This is a genomic window from Geothrix campi, assembly GCF_024609265.1.
In the GTDB taxonomy this organism is placed as follows: domain Bacteria; phylum Acidobacteriota; class Holophagae; order Holophagales; family Holophagaceae; genus Geothrix; species Geothrix campi.
The window spans coordinates 974,696-990,371 of sequence record NZ_JANHMP010000001.1 but is presented as its reverse complement, the minus strand read 5'-3'; the positions used below and the strand labels follow the sequence as shown (position 1 = coordinate 990,371).

Below are 15,676 nucleotides of genomic sequence, written 5' to 3'. Positions count from 1 at the left end.
GGGGAAATGCGATGATACCAAGGCGGGCGCAGATTCGGCGCGCTGCTCCGAATCCACCCTAGAGAAAGGCTTTGCGGCGCTGGCCCGCGGGGGGACGTTCCAGGGCACGGAGCGCCCGCTTCCAATGGAGGGCATCCAGGCCTGTTCCGATGACGACGGCCGCGCAGGCCTGGGCGCTGCCATCGGCGGCCAAGGGCAGCGGCGAGATCTCCAGCCGACCGTCCGCCAACTGGAAGGCCCAGCGGTCGCTGCCGTCATTCCGCGCGGCCCAGCCCGCGAACACGCAGACACCCTTGGCACGCAACAACTCGCCAGCTTCCGGCGACGCCAGCAACAGGCCCTCCAGGGCTTCGGGATCCACGGGATGGTCCCAGTGCAGGGTGAGCGAGCGCGCCTCCGCGAAACTGGGACCGCCGGCCGCCTCCCAGCCTTCGGGCAGGGGGCGCATATCCCCGCGCCAGGGATCTGGGCTGCCTTCGGAAGCCACGCCGTGGCGGGTGGGCACCAGCGGGATCTGCCGGAAGGCCGCACGCAGTTCGCCCTCCCAGGCTACGGCGGCGGAAGGATCGAGGTCGGCCTTGCTCAGGTGAATGAGGCTGGCCAGTGCCGCCTGACGATGGAGCAGGGGCTTCGTTTTCAGATGATCCACGGGGGCCAGGCTGGAAATCACCGTGAGCAGTCCCGCCAGGCGCAGGCGCCCGGCCAGCGCCGGTTCCAGCTCCAGGTCGAGGAGATCCGTAGGGTCCGCGAGGCCGGTGGTCTCCAGCACCACCCGCTCGGGTCGCTGGCCTTCCGGCTGGTCGCACCAGGCCTGGAGCGTGGCCACCACATCGTTGCGGAGGCTGCAGCAGACGCAGCCGTTCACCAGATTCTCCACGCCCGCCAGTTCGGGTCGCTCCGCGTCCACCAGGGTGCCGTCCACGCTGATGGCGCCGAATTCGTTGATGAGGACCGCCACTCGCCGGCCCGCGGCCACTTCGGCCTTCAACAGGCGGTTCACCACGGTGGTCTTCCCGGCGCCCAGGGGGCCGGTGACGATGAGAACTTCGAGGGGGGCGAGTACCGTCATCCCTCCATGATGCCGCCGAGCCCCGATTCATGAGAGCGTGGATTCGTGGACCTGCTCGACTTCAGCTACCTGGCGACGATCTCCCTGGTGGGGGCCGTGACGCGAGCCTGCGCCCGGGGCCTGCCGGAAGCCTGGCGTCTGCGGCTGGAGGCGGAGGCACCCGACCTGCCGGAGGGCCGCTGGGTCTGGCTCCACGCGGTGAGCGTGGGGGAGCTGCTGCTGGCGGACGGCCTGGTGGCGCGGCTCCGCGACGCCGGCCACCGCGTCCACCTCAGTACGGGCACGCCTGCGGGGCTGGACCTCCTGGCCCGGCGGTTGCCAGGCTGGGATGGAGGTACGGGGCGCGTCAGCGGCGGCGCCTTTCCCCTGGATGATCCCGCCGGGCTGGAACCCTTTCTGCGGCATCCTCCGGGCCTGTTCCTGGCCCTGGAGACGGAACTCTGGCCTGGCCTGCTGCAGGCCCTCGAAGCCCGTGGTATCCCGCGCATGGTGGTGAATGGGCGTCTGACGGAGCGGTCCCTCCAGCGGGGCGGCCCCTGGCTCCGCCGGGCCGCGGCGCGCCTCAGCCTGGTGGCGGCCAGGGACGAGGTCAGCGCGGCGGCCTTCCGCCGTCTGGGCGCGCCCGAGGTCCACCTCGGCGGCAACCTCAAGGCGGACCTCCCCGCCCCGCGCCCCTTGCACGAGGGCTGGGCGGCCCTGCGGGAGGCCTGGGGGGCGCACCCGGTGATCGTCGCCGGGAACACGGTGGCGGCCGAGGAAGAGCTGGCGATCGAGGCCTGGACGACCGCCCGCCGGCAGGCGCCCGGTTTGCGCCTCATCCTGGCCCCGCGCCAGCCGCGCCGGTTCGACGAGGTGGCGGAGCTCCTGGCGGATCGGGGTCTCGCCTTCCGCCGTGCCTCCGCGGACTGGCCCGCGACGGCCGCCTGGTCGGCCGTGGACGTGCTGCTCCTGGATACGCTGGGAGAGCTCTCGGCCGCCTATGCCGAAGGCACCGTGGCCCTGGTGGCCGGCGGCTGGGTTGCCGCCGGTGGGCACAACCCCTTGGAACCCGTCCGTCTGGGCGTTCCCACCCTCGTGGGGCCGGGCTTCGCCAACTTCGAGGACCTGGTGCCGCCCCTGCGCGACGCCGGGCTGCTCCAGGTGGTCGCGGCGCAGGACCTCGGCGGGGCCCTGGCCGACGCTCTGACCGACGCCCTGGCCGCCAGCGCCCTGCGCGCCAAGGGCGTGGCCCCGCTGCCCGAGGCCCTGAGAGGCACGCTCGACCGCACGCTCGGTCTGCTGGCCCCGCATCTGGCGCCGCTCGCGGTCCTCCCGATGGGTCGGGTGGCCTTCTAGTATCCTTGGGAAACGGAGCCCCCATGATCCGCCGCGGGACGCACATCCTCCTGATCGATGACGACCCGTCCGTGCTCGAGATGGTCCAGTCGGCCCTGGCCCATTACGGCATGGAGGTCCATGCCTATCCGGATGCCGCCCAGGCCATGGAACTCCTCCAGAACCCCAATGCCCCCACCTTCGACCTGGTCCTCAGCGACATCAACATGGAGGGGATGGACGGGTTCGAGGTGGTCCACAAGGTGAAGGCGACCCACCCCCACCTCCCGGTGGTGCTCATGACGGGCCAGGCCTCGGTGGACTACGCCATCCAGGCCATGCGCTTCGGCGCCTCCAACCTGTTCATGAAGCCCATCTCCATCCGCGACCTGGTGCAGAGCGTCTTCCGTCTGGTGGACCTCCACCGGGAGCTCCGCAAGGCCGACGACGGCTTGCGCGGCCTGGTGAACGAGCGGCGGCATTTCCTGTTCCGGTCCGACGAGTTGGACATTCCGAGCCTGATGCACCACCTCACGGACCGGCTCGTGCCCATGGGCTTCGCCTCCGCGGGCAACATCGACGTGATCGCCATGGCCATCCACGAGGCCCTGGTGAACGCCCTTGAGCATGGCAACCTCGACCTGGATTCGCGCCTCAAGGTGGACCTCTTCGCGGAAGAGGATCCCTACGCCGTGCTGCGCGCAAAGCGCATGGCGGACCCGGAATACGCGGGGCGGCTGATCGAAGTGCGCCTGGCCATGGACACCGAGCGCTTCGAGGTGGAGATCAGCGACGAAGGCCGGGGTTTCGACGCCGGCCAACTCCTACCCCCACCGCCCGAATCGGAGATGGCCTCCCATTGCGGTCGGGGCCTGCCCCTCATCCTCCTCGTGATGGACGAAGTCCACTTCAACGACAAGGGGAACCAGGTGCGGCTGGTGCTCAGAAGGAAGTAGTTTCCTCCGGCCGAAGGCCGTACATGCAAAACGCCGGCTCGCCGGCGTTTTGCATGGGCTGAAAAGCTTGAAGAATTTAGAACGCACTCTCCACGAACGCCTTGAGCTGGGGCTTGGGCTGGCCGCCGATGAGCTTGTTCACGGGCTTGCCGTCCTTGAACACGATCAGGGTGGGGATGCTCATGATGCCGAACTGGCCGGCCACCTGCGGGTTCTCATCCACATTCATCTTCACGAACTTGGCCTGGCCCTTCATCTCGGCGGCCAGCTCATCCAGGACGGGCGCGATCATCTTGCAGGGGCCGCACCAGGGGGCCCAGAAATCCACGAGGGTGACGCCCTGGGCGACGGCCTGGGGGAACTCGGCGTCAGTGATGTGGGCAACAAGGTCGGACATGGGAACTCCTTTCAAGTTCGGGGTGTTCAGGGTACGGGCAGGGGGCCGCCAGGATTGGCGCCTCCCCACTGGGCGATGGTGAAGATGCTCATGTAGCGGTCATTGGTTTCCCGCAGGCGTTGGGCAAGCACTTCACAGAGGGCATAGAGAATCTTGAGGGCGATCTTGTGCTGCACTTCAATCAGGGAGCGGAGGTCCTGGAGGGGGATGAAGAACAGCTCCCCAGGCTCATTGGCGATGGCGTCCGCCGCCCGGGCCGCCAGGTCGATGAGGGCCATCTCCCCGAAGAAGGCGGGCGGATTCAGCACCGCCAGGGCCTCCTCGCCGGTGGCGCTCCGCTTGGAGATGCGCACGGATCCCTTGAGCACGATGAAGAGGCCATCCCCGGCATCGCCCTCCCGGAAGATCACCTCGCCGGCGCAGACCTGGCGGACCTGGCCGATCATCAGGATCTGGGCGCGCTCCGCCTCGTCCAGGTTCTGGAACAGGGGCGAGCGGGTCAGGAAAAGGGTGTCGATCACTGCCGATCCGTAGGGGGCTGGTCCTGGGATGGTTCCAGAGGCACGTGCGCGCAAAGGTCGAGACCGAAGCCACGGAGGCCAATGTACTTGGTTTCATGACGGCTGAGGAGGCGCATTTTTCCAACACCGAGCTGGCGCAGGATCTGGGCGCCCACGCCGAAGTCGCGATCGTTCATGACCTGGGGCTGGGCGTGGCCCTCTTCGGCCACGCCGGGCGTGTGGGCGTGGCGGCGCAGATAGACCAGCACGCCCCGGCCCTCCTTGGACAGGGCCGCCATGGCCTTCTGGAAGAGGCCCGTCTCGAAGCCATGCAGATCGTCCGGCAGCGTCTCGACATGGACCCGCACCAGGGGCGGGTCGCCGCCCAGGTCACCCAGCACGAAGGCCAAATGGCTGCCGCCATCCAGCAGGCTCTGGAAGCGGTGGACCTTCAGGGCCCCCCACTGGCTGGCCATGGTGCGGACTTCGAGGGGGGCCACCAGGGGCTCCTGTCGCAGGCGGTAGGCCACGAGATCCGCCACGGTCACGAGCGGGAGCCCGTGCTGCCGGCAGAAGGGGACCAGATCCGGGACCCGCGCCATGGTGCCGTCGTCTTTCATGATTTCGCAGATCACGCCGCTGGGATGGAGGCCCGCCAGGCGCGCCAGGTCCACGCTGGCCTCGGTCTGGCCCGTGCGGGTGAGCACGCCGCCGGGACGGGCCCGCAGGGGGAAGACGTGGCCGGGCTTCACGAAGTGCTGGGGCTTGGCATCCGGGGCGATGAGGGCCTGGATGGTGCGGGCCCGGTCCTGGGCGCTGATGCCCGTGGTGGTGCCCTCCCGGGCCTCCACCGAGATGCAGAAGGCCGTCTCGAACGGGCTGGTGTTGTCCCGGACCATGAGGGGGATCTGGAGCCGGTCCAGCACCGATCCTTCCAGGGCCGCGCAGATGAGGCCCCGGCCGAACGTGGCCATGAAGGCGATGGTCTCCGGCGTCACATGCTCGGCCGCCAGGGTGAGATCGCCCTCGTTCTCGCGGTCCTCGTCGTCGACCACCACGACCATGCGGCCTTGCCGGATGGCATCGATGGCCTCCTCGATGGGGGCGAAGGGGGAGTCGGGGCGGGTGCTCATAGACTCCTCAGCATCGCTCAGGAGGACCCGGGGGGGAAGGGCGCACTCCGTGGTAAGGTTGAACATCTCTTATAGGCCTTTATTTTCCCGAGAGGAACGACCCATGTCCCAGGGTGTGATCCAAGGCTCCATGCGCGAGGCGCCGCTGCCCGACATCATCCAGCTCGTGAGCCAGGGTGGGAAATCGGGGTGCTTCCATGTGCAGCAGGAGGCCTCCCGCGCCCGGATCTACCTCAAGGAAGGGCGGATCATCCACGCCGTCACCCCCACCGGCGAGGGCTTCGAAGCCCTCATGGAGGTGGCTCTGTGGCTCGATGGCAGCTACCGGTTCGAGGAAGTGGTGCCCGATGTGCCCGCCACCATCACCAAGCCGAACGCTTCCATCCTCATGGAGCTGGGCCGCCGCATGGACGAGTGGCGCGTCATCAGCCAGAAGATCCCCTCGGTGGACCTCTATCCCGCCTCCACGCTGCTGCCCGGCGAGACACCGCATGGCGTGAACGCCCGGGAAGCGCGCGTGCTGGCCCTGTCCACGGGCTATTACAGCGTCGCCGAAGTGGCCGAGGCGATGCAGAAACCCGTGCTCACCACCGCCAAGGACCTCTACGGCCTGGTGATGGCTGGCCATGTGGTGCTGAAGGGCATCCGGTCCGGCAAGCCACCCAAGGTTGAAGCTCCCGCCGCGCCTGAACCCGCGCCGGCGCAGGCGATGACGAGCCTCCGGGAGGAGGCCCCGGCCTTCGCCCCTCCCCCGCTCCCCCCGCCGGGCCCCGTAGGCTTCCCCGAGGACCACGATCCCCTGCCGGAAACGATCGGTGGCGGGTTCGCCGCGGCCGCCCCGCCGCCCGCCCCAGCCCCCGCCAAACCCGCGCCGATGGATGATCCCCAGCGCATGGTCAAGCTCATGAACTTCACCCAGCGCATCGCCCAGGCCGCCAAGATGGTGCTGCCCGAGCCCCAGCACGAGATGGTGAACCGCCTCCAGGCCAAGGCCACCCAGCAGATCATCTCCGGCGATGGCCCCGAGGCCGTGAAGAACCTGGCCCTGGCCATCAGCCGCGGGGCCGTGGATGCAGGTTGCGATGCCGACATGGTGCGTACCCTGAACACCCACCTCAAGGCGCTCTTCGCCACCAAGTAGGCGGCCTTCCATGCTTCGACGTCCTCTCGCACCGGTGCTCGGTACCGGGAACCTCGCGCGCACCCCGGGCATCCAAGCTCAAGGCGTGCTTCGCCATCAAGCAGGCGGTCTCTCATGATCCGACGTCTTCTCACCGGCTTCGCGGCAGTCGGCCTGCTGCTGGCCCTGGGGTGCAAGGAGCCTGATGGCGGCTCCTCCGGCGGCACCACCGGCGTGGCCCTCTATGCCTACGACAGCACCTCCACGTCGGTGTTCGTCTGGAGCGACCTGAGCGCCCTGTACGACAGCACCACCACGGTGGCGCCCACCAAGACCATCACCTCCTCCGTCTTCGGCAGCAAGATCACCAGCCTGGCCTGGGGCGGGCTCTGCTTCGACCGGCAGAACGGCTATCTCTACCTGGTTTCGGATACCGGCAACATCGTGCGCGTGCGGAACATCCGCACACAGAGCGGCGACGTCGCCAGCTCCGACGTGGTCTCCTTCAGCCTGGCCAGCACCGGCCGCCTCGCCACCTCGACTTTCGGGCAGGCCAGCTTGGACATGCAGACCGACACGCTCTACATCACCGAGAACGGCACCAGCGGGACGCAGATCTGGGTCGTCAGCAACGCCAGCACCCAGCCCCAGAGCGCCACGATCGCGCTCCAGGCCCTGGCGGCCAGCGGCGACACCGGCGGCACTGGCGTCGCCGCAAGCTCAGGGTCGGTCTACGCCTTCATGCTCTCGGGCGATACCGTGGGCACCGTGACGACCTACACCGGGCCCCGCCTCCGCAAGGGCACATCCTCCGGCTTCACAGACGCCAACACGATCATCGGCCCCGCGACCCTCCTCGGCCAGTACGGCTCCCTCGCCCTCGACACCGGCAACGGCTACCTCTTCGTGGCCCGCCACAACACGGATGCCGGCGCCTCGACTGCGCCGATCCTGGTCTTTACCACCGGGATGTTCGGCCAGGCCTACGATCAGGCGCCCACCGCCACTCTGGGAACCGACGCGGATCAGCCCAACCTCCGGGTCATCGCCCACGCCGGCACCAAGGATTGGCTGGTGGGCCTGCGGGGGAGCGGCGCCACGGCCTTCGCCACCATCGACTTGTGGAAGTCGCCCATGGGCGGCACCGCCGCGAAGACCATCACCGCCTCGCCTGCTGGCTCCCTGTTCAAAGGCGTGGCCGTGGACGGGAACGCCTCGTGACGGCGTTCCGGCTGCTGGGCCTGCTGCTCCAGGACGTGCTGCGGGATCTCTTCCGCCACCGCGGCCAGTACCTGCTGGCGGTGCTCACGCTGGCTTCGGGCCTCCTCCTGGCGGGCGGAGGCCTGCTGCTGGTGGAGAGCCTCGATCGCTTCGTGGGGCGCCTGGAGGACATGGCCAAGGTCGTGGTCTACGCCGCCGACGGGAAGACCCTCGACGAAGCGGAGGCCCGCCTCCGGCGCGATCCGCGCTTCCGCGACGTGCGCCGGGTGTCGGCCGCGGAGAATCGGCAGCGGTTCCAGTCCGCGACCCGCGAGGCGGGCCTGCTGTTGGAAAGCGCCGGGCAGGATGCCCTGCCTGAAAGCCTCGAGCTGAGCCTCCGCCAGGATCTGGCCGAAGGCGCCCGGGCGATGGAAGTGGCCGCGAGCCTGCGCGGTCTCCCTGGTGTGGGCGACGTGCTGGCGGACCAGGAGCGGCTGGAGCAGATCCAGCACATGGCCCGCATGCTGCGCTCGGCCCTGGCCAGTCTCGGCGCCGTGCTGCTGGTGGCGGCCGGCTTCGCCACCGGGAACGTCATCCGCATGAGCCTCTTGGCCCGCGAGGAGGAGATCGCCATCATGCGTCTGGTGGGAGCCTCCGAAAGCTTCATCCGCACCCCCCTGGTGCTGGAGGGCGCGGCCCTGGGCCTGGGCGGCAGCCTGCTCGCCCTGCTGGGCCTCTTCGGCCTGTGGCTGCCCATCTCCCGGGGTATGGGCGGCCTCTCGCCCCTGCTGGTGGACCTGGCGCGGCTGGGCTTCTTCTCCACCGGCAGCATGGCCCTGCTGGCCTTCGTAGGCGCCGCCACCGGCGCCCTGGGCGCCCTCTGGGCCTTCTGGAGCACCCGCCGCGCCCAGCGCGCCGAAGCCGCGCTGATGGAGAGCGCGGGGTAGGTGTAGCTGCCTCATCTCCGGGACCTCCATCAACATCTTGGCGAGCGAGCCGTTATCCGTGGCCTTGACTCTCCAGGGGTGTCATTCCACAGCGATGGATGGAAGGGATACGACGGGCTTATGGCTGTCGGCTGCGAGAAGCCCATCAGGGCCGTCGAGTTCGCCAGACGGCACAGACGCATCAACGGCATTGAGTCCTTCCGGACCTACGCCGAACGCCGTCTCGCTCGATTCAATGGGATCCCGGCAACCACCTTCTACTTGCACCCGAAGGAGCGCAAATAGAGACTTCGACCACCGCGTGAAGGATCTCTACCTGACCCTTCTCAAACCGCTACGGTCACACCCTCTCTAGCTCTCTATTTGCTTCCTAAGACCCTCCATGAATACCGTTCGGGTGGCTATCTCATACCGTTCGGCTTTCTTGGTGGACCCAGTCCTCTCTTTGATATTAACTAAAGCAGTTATAGCTTGAAATTCATAATTAAATGCAGTTTAGCATTTTCAATGAATCGTAGGTCATTTACTTATAAGCATTAGTGTTTCTATCCGACTATTTTATGAAAGGACTTGGATTATGTCTTCTTGTCGGTCGCGGCTGGTGATCTTGTTGCTGGCTCTCCTTAGTGCGTCCTCGACTTGGGCTCAGGTGCCTCTCCGCATCTTCAACCCGCCCCAGGCTGCGGGCTCGAACATGGGTTGGACTGTGGACCCCAAGACCGGCCAACTCTTCATGACCGTCCCTGTAGCCACGGTTAGTGGGGAAATACCAATCCCTTTGGCGTTTCGGTTCAATGCCAGTTCTGCCTCGGAAAACCACTGGCTGAAATATTGGGAGCCAACCCCGACTCTTCTGACCCAGGGCAAGACCCTAGCCTCTGCGGGAGTGCAACCTGCACTTCCTCCCGGGGGGCAGTGGATGAACGCCTGGATGCCCATTGGCAGAGCCATTTTTGGGACGGTGCACTTCGGATTCATCACCGACACCACGCCCTATGCCATGACAGACCCTTACGATGGGACCCAGTACACCTATGCGCCCACAAGGTCGTATGTCTTGGAGGATGGAACCCAGTTCACGGATAACGACTTAACATCCTTTGCCACCGCAGTAGGAAGTACCTTCAGCCTCCCCCCGCTGTTTCAGTTCGGTGCTCGATCCGCTACTAGCGTGAATGTGAACTCCCAGGGAACACTCGTTAGTTACGATGCCACGGCCACAGATTTGGGCTCTTGGGCGGCCACGGCCCAATCTCTGGCTCCCGTCGGGTACACCACCGTTTCTGGCTACAAGGTCCTCATGGATCGGGATCGTGCCAGGGTGTATGCCTACGCCAAAGAATTGAACTCCTGGGTACCTATACTCTGGGTTGATCGGTTCCACCATTACGTGGGATTCCAGTGGAAGGCTTTTAAGACGGGGCTTCCAAGCGACATTTCTGTGGTCAACACCGTCAAGGTGCTGAACCACCGAAACAAAGGGGTTCAGGTTCAATGGGCCCAGCCCACGGCCGGAGCCTCGGCTCCCGAGCAAGTTCTGGTACGGGCTGACTTCATCAACATCCAGGCACCCACTCTCCAGGTCTGTGGGTATTCGAGCCTTTATGGAACCATGCAGATGAAGGCCGATACCTCAGGGCCAGTAGTACGGCCCACCGAGATTCGTTTCGGGAATCCGGCAGGATCTACTTTGGTTGCCCCGGCATGGATGACTGCGGCCCTCCCCCAGCCAGCACCTGCAGGGTCATGGGTCTGGCCTGATGATCATGTATGGACGTATGGCTACGATACTTACAAATCCGAGCTCGCTTCGATTACAGATGTTTCCCGTGCCACCACAACGGCTTTTACTTTCACAAACAATCTTCTGTACAACCCGCAATCCTCCACTCCAAATGGCCTTCGGAGCGTTGTTACCGCCAACACCACTGATAACCTTCGTGGCACTTCCCTCAACGCTACATGGACCTGGAATCTCCCGGCCACCTCTTCCTCGTGGACTTGGGTAACCACCTACACCCAGAGCTATTCAGGACCGGATTTCTCGCCAGCTCAAGCCACGACCACCAGGTATGCCTTTGTAGGGCCCGGGGCCCAGGGATATGGCAATGGGCCTCTCTCGACGATCGAAGTCCTCGATTACCAAAACAACAGAATTTCCTTACAGATCTTCAGCCAGAACCTGGTGGGTGTGGACGGGACGTTGAGCTATGTCTATCCGTCCCAGACGAGTGCCGAAAACGTACCGACGGTTTCGGTGAGTCAGACCCTAGATAGCAAATCAGGTACCCCCACTTCGATCACTACGACCTGCGGTGCGTACACGGACACGACCACATACACATACGACCGACACCCCGAATTCCTGGATCCCGGACGGAGAACCGTGATAAGCAACTCTCGGGTGGCTCCTTCGGGAACCTCCTCGGCACCCGCACGAACCACCGTTTTCAATCCCTCCACCATGCTCCCCACCCAGACTTATATCGATGGCGGTTCGCAAGGCACGATCGGCCAGAACATGGGGTACGACTCGGCGGGCCACCCGAATAGCCTCTCCAATTATGCAAGCTACTCCACTTCTGGGACGGCCACTAAAACCTACACCTTGGATCCCGCAAGTGGGCTTCCCACTTCTCTCAGCGTGACCTACGACGGTCCCAGCGGGACCAACTCCTACACACAAACCTTATCCGGATATGACAGCGCCGATCGTCCTACGGTTACCGTGGACGGTCTTGGAGTGACGACAACAACCGTCTTCGATGCCTATGGGCGGCCGACCTCTATTTCAAAAGGGGGGCAGGCTTCTATCAATTACACCTATGGTTCGGACCTACGGACCATGACGACCACGGTCAATGGTTTTTCGGCCGTGGAGACCCGGGATGGTTTCGGGAACTTGATCACTCGGCAAAGGGGTCAGGATGGTGTTCTCGAAACGTACACACCCGATTCCAATGGGCGGATCTCCAGACTCGTGGAGCAGGGGAACTCTTCCCGGACGACCAACTGGACCTACGATGCCTTGGGGCGTAAGACAAACCTGGCACCACCCTCGGACGCTGGAACTCCGGTCTCCTACACCTATTCCGTGGACGCCTCCGGGAACCAGGTGGTAACCAACAATTATTCACCTACCAATTATCCTCCACCCTTCTCTACGCAGCAGAGCCAAGATCTCTGGGGCCAGGTGGTCAGTTCGGTCGACCCACAAGGTAACTCGACCAGCACAGCCTATGACGCCATGGGCCATGTGGTGACCATTGCCCGAACGCCACCCAGCGGAACAGCCCAGCCACGGTCGTTCAACTACGACGCCCTTGGCCGGCTTACCTCCAGGGTAGAGCCAGAAACCGGTACGACCACCTTTAGTTCCTTCAATGCCCAGGGTCTTCCCGGGACCATCGTGGAAGCCGGACTCCGCACGCGTCAGGTTGGGTACGATGGGCTTGGGCGGGTACGCTCCGTCGCAGGAGGGGCAGACAGCCAGACTTTCACGTATAACGGTCTCAAACCCGCCTCTTCCACCGCATCCAGCGCAGGCCAGGCGACCTCAATTCAATATGGCCTGGACCTATACTGTCGCGTGAACGCGGAAACCCTCAGTGCGCCGGGTTCACCCTCCTGGCCAGGGATTGGCTACCACTTCGACTCCGTCGGACGGCTGGATCAGCTGACCTACCCCAGTGGCCGGATCGTGGCCTACCACTATGACGACACATCGACTGGTTTCGGTCGTTTGAAAGACCTGACGACGGGCCTTTCCACGGTCAAGGTGGATTATGACAACTGGGGCAATCGGAAAACAATTTACTATCCCTCAGGCTCCCAGAGCTATTACCAGACGAGCCCATCTGGGATACGCGTGGACTCCTGGAAAGTGACTCCTGTGTCCGGGACGGCAGTGACGAGAACTTACTCCTACGACGGGCTGAACCACCTGCAATCGGCCACCTCTTCCGATCCGGCCAATCCGGAGTGGTCCCAGTTGAACCATGATTCGCTGGGCCAATTGAAGAGTGCATCAGGTTTCGGAGCAGCGATAAATCTGGACTATGACGGCTATGGGAATAACACCTACTCCTCGACTGGATCCGCTCCGGGTGGATACATTAATTTCACGTTCAATCCATTGCTCGACAATCGAATCCCAGCCCAAACGGAGGGAATTCCACTATCTACTACAGGGTGGGACATCAATGCCCGAGGCGAAGCGAAGACGATTGGAACAAACGTGGGAAGTGTGCCTGTCTTGAGCTTTGGATGGGATGGTCTTGGTCGGCTCTCGTCTACCACTCTTAATGCAGCCGCTCAGACTTATGCCTATTTGCCAACTGGTATGAGGGTCCAGATGGTTGACGGCGGCAATGCGGCCAACAATCGCCGCTATGCCTACACCACGGGAGGTCAGCTCTTAGAGGAATACACGGGTTCGGGCACCAGCTGGTCCCGGAAGCGTGAGGTGCTTTACCTCGGGGGTACGGCGGTCCTGGAGATCGATGGGAGCGGGCTCCATGAGCTTCATCTGGACCCACTGGGCACTCCTAGGTTCATCACCAATAGTGGTGGTGCCCAGGAAGGGGTTCAAGCCTTTGGCCCCTACGGGGAAACCCTCCCGGCGCCCTATACGAGTGGTTACGCACCCCTGACGGGCTACACTGGTCACCTGCAGAATGAGCCCGGAACGGGTTTGATCTACATGCGAGGACGGTTCTACAGCCCTGGGTGGCATCGGTTCTTAAATAGCGATCAGGGAGTCGACCCAAAAAACCTTAATCAGTTTGGCTATGTGGGTGGAAGACCTTTTGGTGCATCCGACCCAACCGGAATGACGGCGACCTATCTAAATGGATTTCCAATCGAACCTGCGTTTCTAGGGGCGATGCTTTCACTGTATGGCGGGAGCGCAGCTGTCCAAGGGGCACGGAAGGACGTCCAAGGGTGGTCGAACGAACCTCTAAATATTACAAGTCAAATAAATGGAAGGACTGTTGTCGCTACTTGGAGTCCATATGGCACTCTTCGAGAGAGCCTTGACTATAGTAATTCAATGAGTGGTCAGAGGATCCTAGCCCAAGGGCAGGTGGAGGGTAGCGGATGGTCTATTATTGGTTCGAGGGATATTAATATACAAGGTTGGTACACCTTGTTGTTGTCGCAAACAAACCAGCCGGACAATAGTCCCACCTGGTGGGAAGCGACAAAGAGCCGGTTTAATCAGACAAATTCGGTCATAGCCAAGCCACTAGTCTCTCTTGGCACCAACGTGCTGGCGGCTCAGGCGGGCATTACGGGGGCAAGCGGAGCTACTGGCATCCCAACCCTGTTCCAATTTGCAAATGGGGTTAACGGGATGGCTGCGGCAGGTTCGGGAGCTTCCTTGTCAGCGGTTGGCTGGACTGGTCTCGGAGCGATGGGTCAAGGCGCAGTAGTTGGCGGCTTGGGATTTGCTGCATTCGAGGTTGGGGTAGCTATCGGCAGTGGCATTGGGGGTGCGTGGGACGCATGGGTGCATTAATCAGAAATCAAATCCAGAGTCTATGAGGGAATCCAATGCTTTCTTCCTGGGGATCAAAAACAACACTCCGAAGGGTTAGCGTCACCGTAAGAACCGCCTTGCTTCTCTTGGGCATGATCCTGCTCTATTTCTCATTCCAAGAGGTCAAGCAATGGGTTTGGCTCATGCCGGTGGGTGCCTACCTCGTGAACATGTCCATCTTCATTGGGCGAAAGTGGCTGTCACCACTGAACGGAGAAGGCAGTGGATTGAAGAGCAGGAAATCGACGCTGACTCTGCTGATTGCTTTGTTGCTCGGTGTCTTCTCTTACTACATCTACGTGGTGGTTTCTCTGGATGGACGGTTCTCGTGGCGTGAGAAGCTCATTTACCTCGCCCTTTGGGAGGGCATCTGGTTCCTTGATATGGTCCTTGATTTGCAGTCCCTCAAAGCAAAAAAGGCGATGACAAACACGGTTGGTTGATAAGTCTCATGCCCCGGACCTCCGGGGCTTTTTCATGGTCACGCCCGTGCGTGCGTTCCCCCAGGAAAGGCGCTGGCTTGAGCTGCGGCGCGTGCCTGCGTGCGCGTGTGAGGCATGACGAAGCGGCGTCAGCGTGACCTGGTGCGCGGGGGGCGTGCTTCTGAATGCCACGTTGGTGCTGGATTTCCTGCGCAGCAAGTCACCCGTGTGCGAGCGTGCCTGGATGCAGAAAGCCCCCGGATGAGCCGGGGGTGATGACATTATTCCTATCGTGGAATCAAGCGGCTGCCTGGATTGATTGGGCTCAAAGCCGCTGCCTGCCTGATGATGGACCTGTATTGAAGACCCTGGATTACCAGGGAATTTCATCATCCACGTTGCCAGAAGGAAGCTTCGGCACGTCCGGCATACAACGATCACGAGGGGAGGATGCGGGCTGACGAGCACCCAACTCTTAGCTCTTCCACCGCCGAGGGTCATCCTCCTTCAGGCCCAGCTGGTCCAGCACGCGGGTGGCGAAGGTGTCGTAGAGGTCGTCGAGGGTTTTTGGGCTGCTGTAGAAGCCGGGCATGAGGGGCATGACCACGGCGCCGGCGTCGTGGACGCGGAGCATGTTCTCCAGGTGGACGCGGTTGAGGGGTGTTTCGCGCAGGCAGAGCACGAGGGGGCGGCGCTCCTTCAGGCACACGTCGGCGGCGCGGCTCACCAGGGATTCGCTCACGCCGGTGGCGATGCGGCCCAGGGCCCCGGCGCTGCACGGCACGAGGGCCATGCCGTCGTGGCGGTACGAGCCGGAGGAGATGTCGGCGCCCAGGTCGCGCTCGTCGCGCAGGCCGACTTTCGGCAGGGCGGCGAGGTCCTTGGGCGTGAGGCCGGTCTCGTCCAGCAGGCAGCGCTTCCCCGTGGGCGAGAGCAGCAGCGCGATCTGCGCCACGGCGGGGCTGGCCGACAGGCGCCGCAGCACCGCCACGCCGAAAGCCGAGCCCGAGGCGCCGGTGATGGCGAGGGTGAAGCGCAGGCCGCTGGGGTTCGTCATCCGATCATCCATCATTCCG

12 protein-coding genes are annotated in these 15,676 nt (G+C 63.7%); 7 read left to right on the top strand and 5 right to left on the bottom strand.

Going from position 1 to position 15,676, the window contains the following annotated elements; all coding sequences use genetic code 11:
• Window positions 1-58: 58 nt before the first annotated feature.
• Window positions 59-1,069, bottom strand: coding sequence for a CobW family GTP-binding protein (locus NOV65_RS04645; protein WP_257304750.1), 1,011 nt, complete (start codon window positions 1,067-1,069; stop codon window positions 59-61).
• 45 nt (window positions 1,070-1,114) lie between these two features.
• Here NOV65_RS04645 and NOV65_RS15405 point away from each other — a divergent pair, with 45 nt between their 5' ends.
• Entirely contained in the window at window positions 1,115-2,404 is a 1,290-nt protein-coding gene (locus NOV65_RS15405) for a 3-deoxy-D-manno-octulosonic acid transferase (RefSeq protein WP_341849954.1), read from the top strand.
• A 23-nt stretch (window positions 2,405-2,427) separates the two neighbouring features.
• On the top strand, window positions 2,428-3,339 hold the full coding sequence (locus NOV65_RS04635; RefSeq protein ID WP_257304749.1) for an ATP-binding response regulator: 912 nt from the start codon (window positions 2,428-2,430) through the stop codon (window positions 3,337-3,339).
• 76 nt (window positions 3,340-3,415) lie between these two features.
• On the opposite strand, the gene trxA is transcribed toward NOV65_RS04635, so the two are convergent.
• Genes trxA through ribB form a run of 3 tightly spaced genes read right to left on the bottom strand, consistent with a single transcriptional unit; the run spans window position 3,416 to window position 5,369 of the window.
• Window positions 3,416-3,736 (bottom strand): thioredoxin, encoded by a 321-nt coding sequence (trxA, locus tag NOV65_RS04630; RefSeq protein WP_043483480.1) that lies wholly within the window; start codon window positions 3,734-3,736, stop codon window positions 3,416-3,418.
• Between the two features lie 26 nt (window positions 3,737-3,762).
• A complete protein-coding gene (locus NOV65_RS04625; RefSeq protein WP_257304748.1) occupies window positions 3,763-4,257 on the bottom strand; it encodes a Crp/Fnr family transcriptional regulator in 495 nt (164 codons plus the stop codon).
• Entirely contained in the window at window positions 4,254-5,369 is a 1,116-nt protein-coding gene (ribB, locus tag NOV65_RS04620; RefSeq protein ID WP_257304747.1) for a 3,4-dihydroxy-2-butanone-4-phosphate synthase, read from the bottom strand. The genes NOV65_RS04625 and ribB overlap by 4 nt, the downstream gene beginning before the upstream one ends.
• Window positions 5,370-5,472: 103 nt before the next feature.
• On the opposite strand from ribB, the gene NOV65_RS04615 reads away from it, so the two are divergent.
• From NOV65_RS04615 to NOV65_RS04590, 5 genes are all read left to right on the top strand, one after another.
• Window positions 5,473-6,510 carry a DUF4388 domain-containing protein gene (locus NOV65_RS04615; RefSeq protein ID WP_257304745.1) on the top strand — a complete coding sequence of 346 codons (1,038 nt, stop codon included), beginning with the start codon at window positions 5,473-5,475 and terminating at the stop codon, window positions 6,508-6,510.
• Window positions 6,511-6,624: 114 nt separating this feature from the next.
• Window positions 6,625-7,710, top strand: a complete 1,086-nt coding sequence (locus NOV65_RS04610; RefSeq protein WP_257304744.1) for a hypothetical protein — start codon at window positions 6,625-6,627, stop codon at window positions 7,708-7,710.
• Complete coding sequence (locus NOV65_RS04605; protein ID WP_257304743.1) at window positions 7,707-8,636, top strand: cell division protein FtsX; 930 nt, start codon at window positions 7,707-7,709, stop codon at window positions 8,634-8,636. The genes NOV65_RS04610 and NOV65_RS04605 overlap by 4 nt, the downstream gene beginning before the upstream one ends.
• Window positions 8,637-9,555: 919 nt before the next feature.
• Window positions 9,556-14,157, top strand: a complete 4,602-nt coding sequence (locus NOV65_RS04595; protein WP_257304742.1) for an RHS repeat domain-containing protein — start codon at window positions 9,556-9,558, stop codon at window positions 14,155-14,157.
• Window positions 14,158-14,270: 113 nt separating this feature from the next.
• On the top strand, window positions 14,271-14,621 hold the full coding sequence (locus NOV65_RS04590) for a hypothetical protein (RefSeq protein ID WP_257304741.1): 351 nt from the start codon (window positions 14,271-14,273) through the stop codon (window positions 14,619-14,621).
• 454 nt (window positions 14,622-15,075) lie between these two features.
• Here NOV65_RS04590 and NOV65_RS04585 read toward each other — a convergent pair whose 3' ends face one another.
• On the bottom strand, window positions 15,076-15,657 hold the full coding sequence (locus NOV65_RS04585; RefSeq protein ID WP_257304740.1) for a UbiX family flavin prenyltransferase: 582 nt from the start codon (window positions 15,655-15,657) through the stop codon (window positions 15,076-15,078).
• Between the last annotated feature and the right edge of the window lie 19 nt (window positions 15,658-15,676).